The sequence below is a fragment of the uncultured Marinobacter sp. genome, assembly GCF_913055835.1.
In the GTDB taxonomy this organism is placed as follows: Bacteria; Pseudomonadota; Gammaproteobacteria; order Pseudomonadales; family Oleiphilaceae; genus Marinobacter.
On record NZ_CAJXKQ010000001.1, the window covers coordinates 276,560 to 292,394 of the forward strand.

The window sequence follows — 15,835 nt, forward strand, 5'->3', positions numbered from 1 at the left end:
TGGGAGTCTGATCTGAGCGGAATTCGTGAATTGCGTGAAAAAACGGCAATATTACCGGCTCATCTGCCTCAGGCCAAGGGATGATTGACAGTTCGTCAAACAGACGATGTTGTTAATTGCTCTGTGGGTCCCGCTGCAGCCGGATATCAAACCGAACGGCCAGCATGCGCACAATCACAATGAAAAGCAGACCAATGGTCAGTGGCAGGGCTTCGTTATCGAGGAACCACTGACACACGAAATACAGCCAGCAGCCGGCAAAGGAAATCGACGCGTATATCTGGTCTTTGCGAAAAATGTAGGGCACTTCGTTGCACAGAGTGTCTCGCAGTGCACCGCCGAAGGTGCCGGTCATCACGCCGAGCAGGGAAGCGACAAACCAGGAATGACCGAGGTCCAGCGCCAACTGGGCGCCAAGAATGGAGAAAACGCCCAGCCCTATCGCGTCCGGAAATACGATTCTGGACTCCCGCAGTCGCTCCGCCCGTTTCCAATAGCTGAAGACAACCGCCATGGCGAGAATCAGCATGGGCTGCTCCTCGTGCTTGATCCAGTAGAGCGGGTGGTTGTCCATGATCAGATCCCGGAGGGTGCCGCCGCCCAGGGCGGTGATGAACCCAATGGTAAACACGCCCACGGGATCCATATTCTTGGAGCGTGCCACGATCATTCCGGAAATTGCGAATGCAACAATTCCAATCATTTCAAGTATGTAAATGATGTCGGGCATGGCTGAATCCGGAAGAGGCTAAAAAAGGCCTTATGGCGTGGTTTCGAGCGCGGAGGATAGCGGAAATCGTGTTTTCTTTCATCTACAGATCCAGTCTGGCACATTCTTCGCCAGAGGGAGACTGTGATCCATAGCGACACCTTCAAGCGTATCTTGCATTCATCTTACCTCTATCCTGTTGTACGGAGTTGTTATGTCCTTGATGCGTCTGGCCTATGCCAGTGAAGCCACGTTCGACGCCAAACCGGTGGAAAAGGGTGTAGAGCCCCACGTTGCGCGAATTCTGATGACCTCCCGAAAAAACAATGCCAAAGATCAACTGGTGGGTGGTCTGTACTACGGGAACGACCGCTTTTTCCAATATCTGGAAGGTGATGAAGATGCGGTGCGCAGGACCTATGATCGAATCTTGAAGGATGAACGCCACCGAAACGTCGTGACCCTCATCGAGGAACCGCTCTCGAGCCGGACCTTCAGCAACTGGTCCATGAAGTATGTGCCTCTGTCCCGGGATGTCCGAAATTTTCTGGATGAGCAAGGGCTTGAATCCTTTGACCCTGCCTCATTCACTTCCGACCAGTGCGAGCGAATGATCGACCTCATTCGCAATTCCAGCCATGACCAGAATCTGGCCAATCACGACAATCGGCAATCAGTAGGCGAAGCGCCGCAGGTGCTCTCTTCCGGGATGAAAGTGAGTCTGATTGTTGCTGGCCTGGTTCTCGTCGGGGCGCTGGTGATCGGCGGCTCCATGCTTTGAAGGATGGGTGCGGGTAAATAAGTACGGTTTATGCATTTAGATAAAAGAACTTTATTTGCTTCATGATAAGACTCTGTTTAGCTTGACGGGTATCAATCGTAGGCGAAACTCGCCCGAAACCTGATCAAACAAGAACGGAGAGCTCATGAAAGCCATCCTCTGCAAGGAATACGGCCCGGCCGAGAAACTGGTCATCGAAGATGTCCCAAGTCCCGAAGTTAAAGGCCGCGGTGTAAAAGTCCGCGTAAAAGCCGCCGGCCTGAATTTTCCCGACACCCTTATAATTGAAAACAAATACCAGTTGAAGCCGAGCCTGCCTTTCTCTCCGGGTGGCGAAATGGCGGGCGAGGTAATTGAGGTTGGTGACAAGGTCACCCGTTTCAAAGTGGGCGACCGTGTTGCAGGGTTGACGGGATACGGCGCCTTTGCCGAAGAAGTCATCGTGCCAGAGCAGAACCTGCTGCCCGTGCCCGATACCATGTCGGATGAGAAGGCCGCCGCCTTCACCATGGTTTACGGAACTTCCTATTATGCCCTGAAGCAGCGCGGCAACCTGCAGCCTGGCGAAACGCTCCTGGTTCTGGGCGCCAGTGGCGGTGTTGGTCTTGCGACGGTTGAACTGGGCAAAGCCATGGGCGCCAAGGTCATCGCCGCCGCAAGCTCCGCGGAAAAGCTGGCGGTAGCGAAGGAAGCGGGCGCTGACGAGCTGATCAACTACACGGAAGAGCCTCTCAAAGACGCTGTGAAGAAGCTCACCCATAGCAAAGGGGTGGATGTGATCTACGACCCGGTAGGCGGCGACTTCACCGAACAGGCCCTGCGTGCCATGGGCTGGAATGGCCGCCACCTGATCATCGGCTTCGCCGCCGGCGACATCCCGAAGATTCCCGCCAACCTGACGCTGCTGAAAGGCTGCTCGGTGGTCGGCGTGTTCTGGGGCAGCTTCACCCAACGCGAGCCTGAAACCAGTGCCCAGAACATGATGGAGCTGATGAAGCTCTACAGCGAGGGCAAGATTGATCCGAAGATCAGTGCGGTTTACGAATTTGAGGATTACGCAGAGGCTCTGGGGGCTCTGACTGGGCGCAAGGCGACTGGCAAGGTAGTGTTGAAAGTCGGCTCCTGAGTTTGGTTCTGAACAAAGCCTGCTAGCTCGGGGAGGTTGGCGGTTGGAGCCTCCTCCAAAAACCGCTACGAGCACATCCATGTGCGCTTGGCGTCGGCCATCCATGGCCGCCGACATTTTTGGGAGGAGGCTCCAACCGCCAACTTCTGACTTGATAGATATATCGTTGATATCGACGTCTGTAGGTCGGATTAGACGAAGTCGTAATCCGACAACCGACCCAATCTCAAAAGCTAACTTCCCCGTTATCAATCTCCGAAACCAACTCCGGTGTGAGGAAGGTATACCCGTCAGTCCGGGGCAACCAGGCATAGACCTCCTCGCCATCCCGAAGTGAATACCCAAGCTTCTGGATATCCACCTTGCGGTACTTGAAGGTTCCGGTTTTCTCGATGGCGTGGGTGATGCGCACAAACACCGGTACCGCATAGGCCGGAAGGTTGTCCCGGAGATAACTGAACAGTCGGTTCACGTCGAACGCCTGGCCGTTGCTCTGGGGCACGAGCGTCACCATGCCGGCCTTGCCGTTGGTGCCCGGAATCTCGACGCCGTAGACGATGGCTTCCTCGACCATCCCCGAGCCGTCGATGATGTTTTCCACTTCCGTCGTCGAGACGTTTTCGCCCTTCCAGCGGAAGGTATCGCCCATGCGGTCGACGAACTGCAGGTGGCCGCACCCGATTTCTTTAAGCACATCGCCGGTGTTGAACCAGGCGTCGCCCCTCTTGAACGCATTGCGCAGGATGGATTTTTCCGTGGCGTCTTTCTGGGTGTAACCCTCGAATGACCATTTCTTCGTGATCTCGCCAATTAGTAACCCGGGTTCGCCTTTGGTTACCTCCTGCATGAAGCCTTTGCCATTGCGGATTGGATCCCGGGTGCCCTCGTGGAATTTCACCAGCTTGTAGGGCGCCGTGGAGAAGCCCACGGTGTTGTCCATGTTGAAGAAGTTGCTGAAACCGATGTTGCCTTCGCTTGAGGCATAGAGTTCCGCCACGGTTTCGATGCCGAAGCGTTCCTTGAACTCTTTCCAGATGGAAGGCCTAAGGCCGTTGCCGATCATTTTGGTGAGGCTGTGGTTTCTGTCCTGCTCGCCTGGCGGTTGATTCAACAGGTAGCGGCATAGCTCGCCAACGTAGCCAAAGGTGGTGGCATGGTAGCGGCGAACGTCGTCCCAGAAGGCGCTGGCGGAGAATTTGCGGCGCAGGGCGATGGCGGAGCCGCCGGCCAGCACGGAGCCCCAGCAGACCAATAGCGCTGTGCCGTGGTAGAGCGGCAGGGTGCAGTAGAGGACATCCTCCGGTTTCATGGCCAGCGACATCAGGCCAAACCCGCCGTAGGCCTTGATGAATTTACGGTGTGAACCCGGGGCGGCCTTGGGCAGGCCGGTGGTGCCGGAGGTGAACAGGTAAATGGCGGTGTCGCCCATTCTTGGTGGATTGCTGACCACCGGGCTGTCGCTGTTGAAGGTGCTTACCTTTTCGGCCATGTTGGCGTAGCCGGCTGGTGCTTCGCCAAAGGCATTCAGAGTATTGGTGTCCGCGAGAAACTGAAACGGCTGCGGGTGATCGGGGGCCAGCTCTTCCTTGATACCGTCGAAAGACTCGACCAGTTCCTCACCTACCACTACCATTTTCGGTTCGATGAGTTTGATGCTGTGTGCCAGTACCTTTCCCTTCTGGGAGGTGTTGAGCATGGCGCAGGCAACGCCGAGCTTTGCGGCGCCGGCTACTACGGCCAGAAGTTCCGGGCGATTTTCAAGGAAGACCGCGATCGCATCGCCTTTGGCGAGCCCCTGGTCCTGCAGGTAGCGGGCGATTCGATTAGCCCAGCCATCGAGCTCGCTCCAGGTGATTGAGCGGTCCTCGAACAGGATGGCGGGCCGGTTTCCCATATTCCGGGCGTTGTTCTCGACAAGCGTGCCCAGAGTCAATTCCCGTTGTTCGTTCTTCAGGGAATAGTAGTACAGGCCCCGGGTAATCGACGGCAGGCGCCGAAGTACGCCGGGTAGGCTGCGGGCGATTTCCATTGCGGATACGTTGTCTTGGCTCATGATTCTTCCGTTCGTCCCTTTTAATGAGAGGACTGTGAGCCCGCAACAACGCATGCCCCGGGTTCAGTCCAGAAACAGATCCGGCATCAGGGGCTTGTCGCCTAATTCGTACCGGTAATGCTCGAAATCAGTAATTCCGTCCTGCCTGAGCAGGTCCTCGTCGATCAGGTTCTGGCCGGTCATGGTGTCGGGCGACCGGCCCAGGATGCTGACGGCGGCATCGGCCATAATGTCCGGCTTGCGACCCTGGGCCATCATCTGCGGGCCGCCCACTTCGAACTCGATGGCCGCGGTGGCGATCAGGGTCTTCGGCCAGAGCGTGTTCACCGCAACGCCGTACCGCCTGAATTCCTCCGCCATCCCCAGACTGAGCATGGTCATGGCGTATTTCGTGGTGGTGTAAGGGCCATACTGGGCAAACCACCGCGTGTTCAGGTTCAGAGGCGGCGACAGGCTCAGGATGTGGGCCTGGTCCGACTGCTTGAGCCAGGGCAGGGCGGCCTGGCTGCAGGCCATCACTGCACGGGCATTGACTTGGTGCATCAGGTCGTACCGGCTGACCTTCAGGTTCTCGACGCCGGTCAGCCGGATGGCGCCGGCGTTGTTCACAAGGGCGTCGATGCCACCAAAATGTTCACCTGCTTCATTAATGCGCTGGCGAATCTGCTTCTCATCCCGCACGTCCAGAACCAGGGGTAGTGCCTGGCCGCCGGCGTCGTGCACTTCCTCTGCCACGGTATGAATCGTTCCCGGCAGTTTTGGATGGGGCGTATCCGACTTGGCGGCAATTACCACGTTGGCGCCCTGGCGTGCACAGGCCAGGGCAATGGCACGGCCGATGCCCCGGCTGGCGCCGGTAATGAAAACGGTGCGTTCGCGTAAGCTGCTCATGCGTCGTTCTCCTGTTCGGCGGCCTCGTCGGCGGTGATTTCCACCAGCAACTGGCTGCGCTTCACCTGGTCCCCCTTGCTGGCATGGACTTCTCCGACGACGCCGGCTCGGTCGGCCTTTACCGGATGCTCCATTTTCATGGCTTCCAGTATTACCAGAGTATCGCCCTGACGAACGCTCTGGCCAGCCTCCACCAACACATCAATGATGGCGCCATCCATGGAGGCCTGGATACGACCACTGCCCGTACCCCCGGCGCCCCTTGCCGGCTGGTGGGTGATGTCCCGCACCGACCAGGATTGCCCGAACGCCTGCAAATATAGGCAATCGCCCTGGCGATGATATTGGCAAGTCTGACGAACCCCGTTGTCGATAATGCACAACCGGCCGTCCCGCTGGCTTTCGAGCAGCAGCGTGTGCCGGGTTTCGCCCATGTTGAACGTCAACCGGTTGCCGCTGCGGGTGACCAGTAACTCAACAATGGCGTCGCCGCTTTCCAGCTTGATCGGTGTCATGGTTGCTGGCGCATTGCTCCAGGCGCTCTGGCCCGAACTGCCATGGTCGAGCACACAGGCGGCCAGGGCGAGCTGGCGGATGTCCAGTTCTTGGGGTTGCAGGGATGGATCTTCGCTGAACGCCTGCTGCAGGAAGGCAGTGGTGGCCTCGCCGGCGCCGAAGGTGTCGTCGGCGATAATCCGGCTCAGGAAATGGCGGTTGGTGGTCACACCGAACACGGTGGTGTCCTCCAGGGCCCGGATCAGTCGGCGACGGGCTTCGTCGCGGTTCTGTCCCCAGGCTATGACCTTGGCGAGCATGGGGTCGTAGTGGGGGGTGATGGCATCACCCGAGCGTACGCCGGTATCGAATCGCAATCCTTCGCCCTCGGCCGGTTCAAAGGCGTACAGTGGGCCGGTCTGGGGGGTGAATCCGTGAGCAGGATCCTCCGCATAGAGCCGCACTTCAATGGCATGGCCATTCAGCTGGATTTCATCCTGGGCGAGTGGCAGCTCACGGCCTTCAGCAACGGTGAGCTGCCAGGCGACCAGGTCCTGGCCGGTGATCAACTCGGTGACCGGGTGCTCCACCTGCAGGCGTGTGTTCATCTCCAGGAAATAGAAGTTCCGGTGTTTGTCCACCAGGAACTCGACGGTGCCGGCACCTTCGTAACTGCAGGCCAGAGCGGCTTTGACCGCGGCCTCGCCCATGGCCTGGCGCAGTTCCGGTGTTACAAAGGGCGAAGGCGCTTCTTCAACCACTTTCTGATGCCGGCGCTGGACCGAGCAGTCCCGCTCACCCAGATAAACGGCGTTGCCGTGCCGATCGGCGAACACCTGGATTTCCACGTGCCGGGGCTCAATCACGGCTTTCTCGAGGATCAGTTCGTCGTCGCCGAAGGCCTGTCTGGATTCAGACCGGGCCCGCTTGATGTTGTCGGCCAGCTCGGATTCGCTTTCTACCAATCGCATACCGCGTCCACCGCCGCCGGCAGAGGCTTTGATCATAAGGGGATAGCCAATATCTTTGGCGGCTGCGATAAGTTCTTCGTCGCTGGCGTTGTTGCCTTCATAACCAGGCACCACGGGTACGCCGGCTTCCTGCATGGCGATCTTGGAGCGCCGTTTGCTGCCCATCAGTTCGATGGCCGATGCGGGGGGGCCAACGAACACCAGGCCGGCGTCTTTGCAGGCGTTGGCGAAGGCTGCGTTCTCGGAGAGGAAGCCGTAGCCGGGGTGGATGCAGTCAGCGCCGGTTTTGCGGGCGGCCTCGAGGATGGCGTCGCTGTTCAGGTAGGAAGCAGTTACCTGGGCCGGGCCAATGCAGACGGCTTCGTCGGCCAGTTCCACGTGCATGGCTTTGGCGTCGGCCTCGGAGTAGACGGCCACGGTGCGGTAACCCAGGGCTTTCGCAGTACGAATGACCCGAACTGCGATTTCGCCTCGGTTGGCTACTAATAGTTTCTTTAACATGTTCTTATTCTCTCCTTTGGAGTAGGCCGCGAGGCTGAGTGCCGTCTGGCTTCCAGAAAAACGCTACGAGCACCCCTTGCGGGGTCCGGCCAGCAATCGCAGATTGCTGTCGTTCGGCTGCTCATGAAGCTTCGCTTCATAAACGCTTGCCTCACCCATGTGCGCTTGGCGTCGGCCATCCATGGCCGCCGACATTTTCTGGAAGCCAGACGGCACTCACCCTCGCTCCGCATCAGTCCGATTCGCCTGCCCAGGCTGGCTTCCGTTTTTGCATGAAAGCCATAGTGCCCTCCGTGCCCTCGCTGCCCCGAATGGCTTCCGCGAATTTCTCAGCTGCGCTGTCGAGCAAGCCGCTCATCGGCTCATGACCAACCCGATGCAGCAACGCCTTGGTTTCAGCGGTGGCAACCGGTGCGCAATGGCGAACACGATCCAGAGCGCCAGCCAGCATCTCTTCCAGTTCATCGTCCGAAGCGGCCGTTTGGTGAACGATTCCAAGACGGCATGCCTCGTTTGCATCGATTCTCAAACCGAGTAGGGCCAGGCGCCGGGCCTGGGTGAGGCCGATGCGTTCAACCACGAACGGCGCAATCTGGGCGGGAATGACGCCGAGGGAGGTTTCCGGCATGCCGAATTTCGCGGTTGGCCCGGCGATGGCAACGTCGGAAACACAGGCCAGGCCGAATCCGCCGCCCATAACGGCACCCTCGGTGACTGCAACAACGACTTTCGACGATTCGTTGACCTGCTGGATCATCTGACCAAAGGCCCGGTTCAGCCGGTAGAAGGGATCGGCCTCGCCTTCGGCCGCCTTCTGGCCCCGGGCACCGGCCATGTCTTTGATGTCACCGCCGGCGCAAAAATGCCCACCAGCACCCCGGATGACGACGGCGCGGATGTGCAGGTCGTTTTCGATCTGGGTAAACACCGACGACAGTTCCGCCACCATCTCCAGGCTCATGGCGTTCCGAACGTCGGGCCGGTTGATGGTGATAGATAGAGTAGGGCCCTGTTTCTCCAGAAGGAGGGTTTCGCAATGTGGTAGCTGGTCCATATTTAACTCCACGTTAAAGGTTCGACGCTTCCGGGTTGGCCGGCTTTAAGAATTCGTAGGTCGGATTAGCCAAAGGCGTAATCCGACAGCCCAGCTCCGGGGCCGTCAGGCCGGTCATGCTTCCCAGGACCGTTGAGGGCCATGGATGGCCCGATTCGAGCCCTACACGGACGTACTTGCGGGCGTGTCTTGGGAAGCATGACCGGCCTGACGGCCATGCACCGTTCGTCAGTCGCGCTTCTTACCCGGAAGCGTCCCCATCATCTTGCAGATAATCCCGAGCATGATTTCATCGGCACCACCGCCGATGGACACCAGCCGAACATCCCGATGCGCCCGGGAAATCGGGTTATCCCACATGTAACCGTTCCCGCCCCAGTACTGCAGGCAGCTGTCTGTTACCTCACGGCCCAGACGCCCGGCCTTGAGCTTGGCCATGGACGCCAGCCGCGTCACATCCTTGCCTTCCACATGCAGCTCACAGGCCTGATAGGTGAGAGCCCGCAGGGCCTCGACCTCGGTTTGCAGTTCGGCAAGGCGGAAGTGAATCACTTGGTTATCAATCAACGGCTGTCCGAAGGTCTTGCGCTCGCGGCAATACTCGATCGTCTTGGTGATGCAGTTCTCCAGCGCCTTGATCACGTTGGCGGCACCCCAAAGACGCTCCTCCTGGAACTGCAGCATCTGCATCATGAAACCGGTGCCCTCGGCGCCAATGCGGTAGCGCTGGGGCACGCGTACGTCGTCGAAGAAAATTTGCGCGGTTTCGGATGAGCGCATGCCCAGCTTGTTCAGGTGCGGGCTGAAAGAGATGCCCGGTGTCTTCGTGGGCACCACGATCAGGGACTTGTTCTTGTGGGGCTTGTCGTCCGAGGTGTTAGCGAGCAAACAGATGAAGTCGGACTTGGGGCTGTTAGTGATCCACATCTTGGAGCCGTTGATGATGTAGTCGTCGCCGTCTTTCTTGGCAGTGGTTTTCATCCCCGCTACATCGGAACCGGCGCCAACCTCGCTGACGCCAATACAGCCCACCATGTCACCGGCAATGGCCGGAGCGAGGAAGCTGCGTTTCAGTTCATCGGAACCAAATCGAGCAATAGCCGGGGTACACATATCGGTCTGAACCCCAATGGCCAGCGGCACACCACCACAATGGGCCATGCCCAGTTCTTCCGCAGCCACCAGGTTGTAGCTGTAATCCAGCCCCATGCCGCCGTATTCTTCGGGCTTCTGGATGCCCAGGATTCCGAGGTTGCCGAGTTTTTTGAACAGCTCATGAATCGGGAACTCCCCGGCGGCTTCCCATTCGTCGCAGTGAGGATTGATTTCCTTCTCCACGAAATCGCGGACGGTTTTTCTGAGGGCTTCGTGTTCGGCTGTGAATTTCACGTTCTTGTTCTCCTGCTGGTAGAGAGTTCGTGCCTTCTTTGTTTTGGGGCACGTTCTTTAGCTTGGGTGGCGGCTGTGTGGGTCGGGTTTCAGAAAACCGCTACGAGCACATCCATGTGCGCTTGTTTCGGGCCATCCTTGGCCCTCTACATTTTCTGAAACCCGACCCACACAGCCGCTTACGTCTGCAAACTGGTTGCTGCCTGCTGGCAGTTTTGTTTTTGTAGGTCGGGTTAGCCGGAGGCGTAACCCGACAGATCGGCGGGGTGGCCTGGCTTTTTGTGTCGGATTACGCCTTCGGCTAATCCGACCTACATTTGTTTTCCCGCATACCTCTAAAAAGCTTGCTGTTTGTCAGCGTTAACTCTGAATTCCGAAGAACCGGTTGGGGCACCCTGTCCAAAAATGTCGGCGGCCAAGGATGCCCGACGCCAAGCGCACATGGGCGGAGCAAACGCTTTAGAAGCGAAGCTTCGCGTGCTGCGGAGCGACAGCAATCTATGATTGCTGGCTGGACCCGCTTGCGGGTGCTCGTAGCGGTTTTTGGACAGGGTTCCCCAAGCGGTTCCTCCCGCGAAACAAGCAATCCCAGAGGCGAGCCCCATCCAAGCCAGAAATCAAAGGCGGGCCACACCAAACGTATTAGGCCGCAACTGCCGAGCCTCGGCCTCGCGGCAAACATCGAAAACCAGGGCCAGAACCCGCCGCGTATCCCGCGGGTCGATCAGACCGTCATCCCACAATCTGGCCGTTCCAAACAGCGCTGTTGAGCCTTCCTCCAGTTTCTTAGCCGTCGCCTGCTCCAGAAAATCCAGTGTCTTCGGATCCGGCTCCATGCCGCCGCGGCGCTGCTTGTCTTCGGCCACAATGCGCATCACCTTGCCGGCCTGGGCCGGGCCCATGACTGCCGTTCGGCTGTTGGGCCAGGCGAAGATGAACCTCGGGTCCAGACCACGTCCGCACATGGCGTAGTTACCTGCACCATAGGAACCGCCGATGACAATTGCGACCTTTGGCACCCGACAATTAGCTACCGCCTGGATCATTTTTGAGCCGTGTTTGATGATGCCGTTCTGCTCCGAATGGGTGCCCACCATGAAACCGGTGGTGTTATGCAGGAACAGCAGGGGCGTTCCGGCCTGGTCGCAGAGCTGGATGAACTGGGCGGCCTTGGCAGAGCCGGCCGGGGTGATCGGGCCGTTGTTGCCGATAATGCCGACTGAATGACCTTCGATCCGGATGGTGCCGCAGACGGTCTGGTCGTCGAACTCGTTCTTGAAGTCCATGAACTTCGAGCCGTCGGCGATTCGGGCAAGGATTTCCCGAACGTCGTAGGGTTTTTTCGAATCTGCCGGAATCACGCCCAGAAGTTCATCAGCCGGGTAGAGCGGCTCCTCCCACTGAGGCTCTCCTTTCGGGGGCAGTTGCTCATTCCAGGGCAAGGCTTCGAGGATGTTTCTGGCCTGGCGGATGCCGTCGGCGTCGTCTTCGGCCAGGTACTCGGCCGTTCCTGCTACGGTGGCGTGCATCTCTGCTCCGCCAAGTTCCTCGTCGGTGGCAACTTCGCCGGTCGCCGCTTTCAGAAGCGGTGGGCCGGCCAGGAACATCTTGGCCTGCTCTCGCACCACGATCACGTAGTCGGACAGACCCGGCTGATAGGCGCCGCCGGCGGTCGCGTTGCCGTGGACAACGGTGACCTGAGGAATGCCGGCAGCGGACATCCGCGCCTGATTGGCAAAGCCCCGGGCGCCGAGAACGAAAATATCAGTGGCGTAGTTCAGGTTGGCGCCGCCGCTTTCGGACAGCGATACCACCGGAAGCTTGTTCTCCATAGCGATCTGCTGAAGCCGAAGTGTCTTGTCCAGGCCGGCTGGCGTAATGGTACCGCCCTTGATGGCGCTGTTGCTGGCAACGACGAGGCAGCGAATGCCGCTGACATAGCCAATACCAGCGATGATTCCGCCGCCGGCCATGCTGCCGTCCTTGTCATCGTGCATCTTGTAGCCGGCCAGGGAGCACAGCTCGAGGAAGGGCGTGCCGCGATCCAGCAAACGGTTGATGCGGTCCCGCGGGAGCAGCTTGCCCCGTTTGGTGAACTTCTCCCGGGCCGCTTCCGCCAGATCCAGCACCTTCTGCTCAACGTCCCGGAAGGTGGTGATGTGGGCGTCCATGGCTTCGGCATTGATGCGGAAGTCTTCAGACTGGGAGCTTATGGTGGATTCAAGTACCTGCATGTTGGCTCCTCAGTCGTCGCTCAGAACTTTCGGGGTAACGGCCCGGTGAAAGCCATTGTAGGGCTCGTTATTCTTGGCCTTCGGCAATGGCCAGACCCGGCCACCCTGGGATGCGCCACCATCAATCCGCAGGCAGTCCCCGCTGATAAACGCCGCCCCCGGACTGAGCAGGAAGCAGATGGCCGAGCTGACCTCGGATTCCGTACCCATCCGCTTGATTGGCACATTATCGCCAAGGCTGCGAATCCACTGCTTCATGTGCTCGGGGTAGTTGTCCATGCCGCTGGAGGCAATCCAGCCTGGAGCAACCGCATTCACCCGAACACCGGACGCGCCCCACTCAACGGCCGCGGTCTGGGTAAAGTTCACCATCCCGGCCCTGGCCGCCCCCGAATGCCCCATGCCAGGCATTCCGCCCCACATATCGGCGACGATATTGACGATGGCACCCCCGGTCTTCGAAAGAGCCTGCGTGTAGGCTTCCCGAGCCATCAGGAATCCGCCGGTAAGATTGGTGCGCACCACCGTCTCCCAGCCCTTCTGGTTGATCCCCGTCAGCGGTGCCTGAAACTGCCCGCCGGCATTGTTCACCAGCCCGTTCAGACCGCCGTGTTCGGCAATGATCGCTTTCACCGTGGCTTTGACTGATTCCTCCTCACGGATATCGCAGACATGGGCGGACGCAATGCCGCCGTCCTCAATGATCTCTGCTTTTACAGATTCCACTTTCTCGGCCTTACGGCCAACCAGGGCGACCCGTGCACCCAGGGCAGCAAGCTCATGGGCCGTACACCGGCCAATCCCGGAGCCGCCGCCGGTAACTATAAACACCTGGCCCTTGAACAGGTCCGGGTGAAAAACAGATTGATAGCTCATATCTCGAAAACCTTTCCCAATGTTCGGGCGCTCGGGCCGTTGGTCCCTCCCGGGACTGTGAGCAGCATGGATGCTGCGATCAAGCCTACAGGGACGTATTCACAGCGTGTCCCGGGAGGGGCTAACGGCCCGAGCGCGTGCTCCATTATTGATTAGTTGATGATCTTTGAAGGAACAGGCACCGGAAACTCCAATAGCTGCTGCGCAAACGCCTTCCCCTGGGGATCAATCCGCAGGCTGGCCACGCCGCCGCCACTAAGACTGTGCTCCAGCAGGAAATTTATGGCCTGCAAACCGCGCATGGCCCAGCGGGTGACCCGACCGGTTTCCGGGTTCAGGGTATGGGCCATCCAGTCCGCAACAGCCGCTTCCGTCAGTGCTGCCTCGATAAACGGCAAAAATTCCGGCTTGCGGGCGATCACGCCGATGTTGGTATGGTCCCCCTTGTCGCCACTCCGGGCCCAGGCAAGCTTCACCAGCGGTACCGTGGTATCCGTGGCGCCTGTCTCGTGTGTGAATGATTGGGGCTGGAGGTCGCTGTTATCGAAACCGCCGGTTGTCTCAACCTCAAGGGCCTGCCGCTCGCCACCCAGATCCACGGATACCTCGACTTCTGTTTTCGGCACCAGACAGGAATACAGCCGGATCTTCGGCCACACGGTTGGCCGCCCTCCGACAATCCCGGTAATCCCCGGTGCCATGCCCGTAGCCGCCTGGGCAATTTCCCGGGAGAAGAGCACCAGCGCCTCCTTCTTGGGATGTGCCGTGCTGATCTTGACCACCAGTTCCCTGCAATCCTCACCACGGCCATGGGCGCCATAAGTGGTTTCGGTACCCAAAAGCTCAATACTGGTCTCGCTGTAATCCGGCAGGCCACGCTCGCTGAACATGCGTGAGGTCTTGGCCAGAATGGCCTGGGCTACGGTCTGGGCTTTGGCCCTGGCGTTCATGCCTGCCAGAAGGAAAGTAACCGTGCACTTGAAGCCGTCCGGCCAGGTGCCAGATACCTTGTAGCTATCCGTGGGCGGAAGACCCCGGGCGCCCCGAACCTGTACCTGGTCCTTGCCCGTCTCCTCCAGCTCAACGCCCGTGAAATCGCAGGTAACATCCGGAAGCAGATAGGCTCTGGGATCGCCAATCTCATAGACCAGCTGTTCGGCCACCGTGCCCCGGCTCACCAGACCGCCGGTGTCCTCTGGCTTGGTGATAAAGAAGCTGCCGTCGGCACTGACTTCGGCGATAGGGAAGCCCATGTTGGCATAGCCACCGGCCACTTCTTCCCAGTCGGTGAAGTTGCCTCCCGTGGCCTGGGCACCGCATTCAAGCAGATGTCCGGCCAGGCTGCCCTGGGCGAGTTTGTCGTAATCCTGCCAGCTCCAGCCGAATTCATGGACCAGAGGTGCCAGCACCAGGGCGCTGTCGGCAACCCGGCCGGTAATAACAATGTCGGCGCCCTGTTCCAGAGCGGCAACCAGGCCGGGAGCCCCCAGGTAAGCGTTGAGGCTGACCATCATGGGGGGCATCGGCTGGCCGGAGGTCATCTCCGTGATGCCCATATCGGCCAGCTTTTTCTTTTTCATCAGCAGGTCATCGCCCAGAACCAGGGCGATCTTCATGTCCACGCCGGCCTTTTCGCAGAGAGCCTGGAGGGCGTCGCGACAGGCTACCGGATTCACGCCGCCGGCGTTGGCCAGTACGCGGATGCCTTTGCCCTTGATGTCGCCCAGCAAAGGGCCCATCACCGTTTGCACAAAATCCCGCGCATAGCCCTGGGACGGGTCCTTCATTTTCTGGCCTGCCATGATCGACATGGTGATCTCTGCCAGATAGTCGGCTACCAGATAGTCGATGTTGCCTTGATGAACCAGTTGCGCGGCGGCGGTTTCAGTGTCGCCCCAGAAGGCGGCGGAGCATCCGATGCGAACAGTTTTTGGGGATTCAGCCATGTTCCTGTGCCCTGTTTAAGCCCTGTCTATGGTTGCCGGTTCGATGCCTGCGGCAATCGCGGTTTTGTCCAACATGGAATTGACAATACCAAGCAAGCGCTTGGTTTGTAAACAGGCAAGTTTCAGGTAGAATTAAAGGCCTCTTATGCCAACCGGACAGTTTTAGTGAGCCAGACCAAGATCCTGCAGTCCCTGATCGCCGAAAACCTTGTGTCAGACCCCAATGGAGCCCGGGGCCGCCTGCTCACTGAGGCCGCCCGGCTGTTCCGGGAAAAAGGCTACGAGCGCACCACGGTTCGTGATCTGGCGGCTGCCGTCGGAATTCAGTCTGGCAGCCTGTTCCATCACTTCCGTACCAAAGAAGAGATCCTCAAAGCGGTCATGGTCGAAACCATCCGGCTGAACACCGCTCTCATGCAGGCGGCTCTGGAGGCTGCCGATACCAACAGGGAAAAACTGCGGGGCCTCGTTCGTGCCGAGCTGGAGTCAATCAATGGTCAGACTGGTGAGGCCATGGCGGTTCTGGTCTTCGAATGGCGGAGTCTGTCGGCCGACTCTCAGGTAGAAGTGCTGGAACTAAGGGATATCTACGAGAAACTCTGGCTGGATGTGCTGGAATCGCTGAAACGTGAGGGCGCCCTCCAGGCCGATCCTTTTGTCGTTCGGCGAATGCTGACCGGCGCCCTCAGCTGGACGGTAACCTGGTACAAACCTGAGCGGGGAGGGCTGACACTGGATGGCCTGACCGACCAGGTAATAGCAATGATGGCTCTGTAAACGGATTGGCGTTTTCAAAAGTCATTGTTTTA

General features: G+C 59.0%; 12 protein-coding genes. 3 read left to right on the forward strand and 9 right to left on the reverse strand.

What is annotated here, in order from left to right:
- Positions 1-112 precede the first annotated feature (112 nt).
- Entirely contained in the window at positions 113-730 is a 618-nt protein-coding gene (locus QZ534_RS01405) for a trimeric intracellular cation channel family protein (protein ID WP_296930531.1), read from the reverse strand.
- 193 nt (positions 731-923) lie between these two features.
- Between QZ534_RS01405 and QZ534_RS01410 the strand changes: the two genes are divergently transcribed.
- Both QZ534_RS01410 and QZ534_RS01415 read left to right on the forward strand, forming a co-directional pair.
- A complete protein-coding gene (locus QZ534_RS01410; RefSeq protein ID WP_296930534.1) occupies positions 924-1,490 on the forward strand; it encodes a BLUF domain-containing protein in 567 nt (188 codons plus the stop codon).
- 145 nt (positions 1,491-1,635) lie between these two features.
- The gene (locus QZ534_RS01415; RefSeq protein ID WP_296930537.1) at positions 1,636-2,616 is read left to right on the forward strand and encodes an NADPH:quinone oxidoreductase family protein; all 981 of its coding nucleotides are present in this window, start codon (positions 1,636-1,638) and stop codon (positions 2,614-2,616) included.
- A 226-nt stretch (positions 2,617-2,842) separates the two neighbouring features.
- Here QZ534_RS01415 and QZ534_RS01420 read toward each other — a convergent pair whose 3' ends face one another.
- The 8 genes from QZ534_RS01420 to QZ534_RS01455 all read right to left on the reverse strand — a co-directional run bounded on the left by QZ534_RS01420 (position 2,843) and on the right by QZ534_RS01455 (position 15,026).
- Positions 2,843-4,669 carry a long-chain-acyl-CoA synthetase gene (locus QZ534_RS01420; RefSeq protein ID WP_296930540.1) on the reverse strand — a complete coding sequence of 609 codons (1,827 nt, stop codon included), beginning with the start codon at positions 4,667-4,669 and terminating at the stop codon, positions 2,843-2,845.
- Positions 4,670-4,732: 63 nt separating this feature from the next.
- A complete protein-coding gene (locus QZ534_RS01425) occupies positions 4,733-5,560 on the reverse strand; it encodes an NAD(P)-dependent oxidoreductase (protein ID WP_296930543.1) in 828 nt (275 codons plus the stop codon).
- Positions 5,557-7,527, reverse strand: a complete 1,971-nt coding sequence (locus QZ534_RS01430; protein WP_296930545.1) for an acetyl/propionyl/methylcrotonyl-CoA carboxylase subunit alpha — start codon at positions 7,525-7,527, stop codon at positions 5,557-5,559. Before QZ534_RS01430 ends, QZ534_RS01425 begins: the two co-directional genes overlap by 4 nt.
- A 232-nt stretch (positions 7,528-7,759) precedes the next feature.
- Complete coding sequence (locus tag QZ534_RS01435; RefSeq protein WP_296930548.1) at positions 7,760-8,581, reverse strand: enoyl-CoA hydratase-related protein; 822 nt, start codon at positions 8,579-8,581, stop codon at positions 7,760-7,762.
- Between the two features lie 228 nt (positions 8,582-8,809).
- A complete protein-coding gene (gene atuD / locus QZ534_RS01440) occupies positions 8,810-9,970 on the reverse strand; it encodes a citronellyl-CoA dehydrogenase (RefSeq protein WP_296930550.1) in 1,161 nt (386 codons plus the stop codon).
- Between the two features lie 617 nt (positions 9,971-10,587).
- Positions 10,588-12,204, reverse strand: a complete 1,617-nt coding sequence (locus QZ534_RS01445; protein WP_296930553.1) for an acyl-CoA carboxylase subunit beta — start codon at positions 12,202-12,204, stop codon at positions 10,588-10,590.
- Between the two features lie 9 nt (positions 12,205-12,213).
- Positions 12,214-13,080 carry an SDR family oxidoreductase gene (locus tag QZ534_RS01450; protein WP_296930556.1) on the reverse strand — a complete coding sequence of 289 codons (867 nt, stop codon included), beginning with the start codon at positions 13,078-13,080 and terminating at the stop codon, positions 12,214-12,216.
- A gap of 152 nt (positions 13,081-13,232) precedes the next feature.
- Positions 13,233-15,026 (reverse strand): acyclic terpene utilization AtuA family protein, encoded by a 1,794-nt coding sequence (locus tag QZ534_RS01455; protein ID WP_296930559.1) that lies wholly within the window; start codon positions 15,024-15,026, stop codon positions 13,233-13,235.
- Between the two features lie 165 nt (positions 15,027-15,191).
- Between QZ534_RS01455 and QZ534_RS01460 the strand changes: the two genes are divergently transcribed.
- Positions 15,192-15,803 (forward strand): TetR/AcrR family transcriptional regulator, encoded by a 612-nt coding sequence (locus QZ534_RS01460; protein WP_296930561.1) that lies wholly within the window; start codon positions 15,192-15,194, stop codon positions 15,801-15,803.
- Positions 15,804-15,835 lie beyond the last annotated feature (32 nt).

Bases quoted from the DNA above. Each gene is read 5' to 3' on its own strand.
- QZ534_RS01405 (WP_296930531.1), bottom strand. From the start codon at position 730: ATGCCCGACATCATTTACATACTTGAAATGATTGGAATTGTTGCATTC.
- QZ534_RS01410 (WP_296930534.1), top strand. From the start codon at position 924: ATGTCCTTGATGCGTCTGGCCTATGCCAGTGAAGCCACGTTCGACGCC.
- QZ534_RS01415 (WP_296930537.1), top strand. From the start codon at position 1,636: ATGAAAGCCATCCTCTGCAAGGAATACGGCCCGGCCGAGAAACTGGTC.
- QZ534_RS01420 (WP_296930540.1), bottom strand. From the start codon at position 4,669: ATGAGCCAAGACAACGTATCCGCAATGGAAATCGCCCGCAGCCTACCC.
- QZ534_RS01425 (WP_296930543.1), bottom strand. From the start codon at position 5,560: ATGAGCAGCTTACGCGAACGCACCGTTTTCATTACCGGCGCCAGCCGG.
- QZ534_RS01430 (WP_296930545.1), bottom strand. From the start codon at position 7,527: ATGTTAAAGAAACTATTAGTAGCCAACCGAGGCGAAATCGCAGTTCGG.
- QZ534_RS01435 (WP_296930548.1), bottom strand. From the start codon at position 8,581: ATGGACCAGCTACCACATTGCGAAACCCTCCTTCTGGAGAAACAGGGC.
- QZ534_RS01445 (WP_296930553.1), bottom strand. From the start codon at position 12,204: ATGCAGGTACTTGAATCCACCATAAGCTCCCAGTCTGAAGACTTCCGC.
- QZ534_RS01450 (WP_296930556.1), bottom strand. From the start codon at position 13,080: ATGAGCTATCAATCTGTTTTTCACCCGGACCTGTTCAAGGGCCAGGTG.
- QZ534_RS01455 (WP_296930559.1), bottom strand. From the start codon at position 15,026: ATGGCTGAATCCCCAAAAACTGTTCGCATCGGATGCTCCGCCGCCTTC.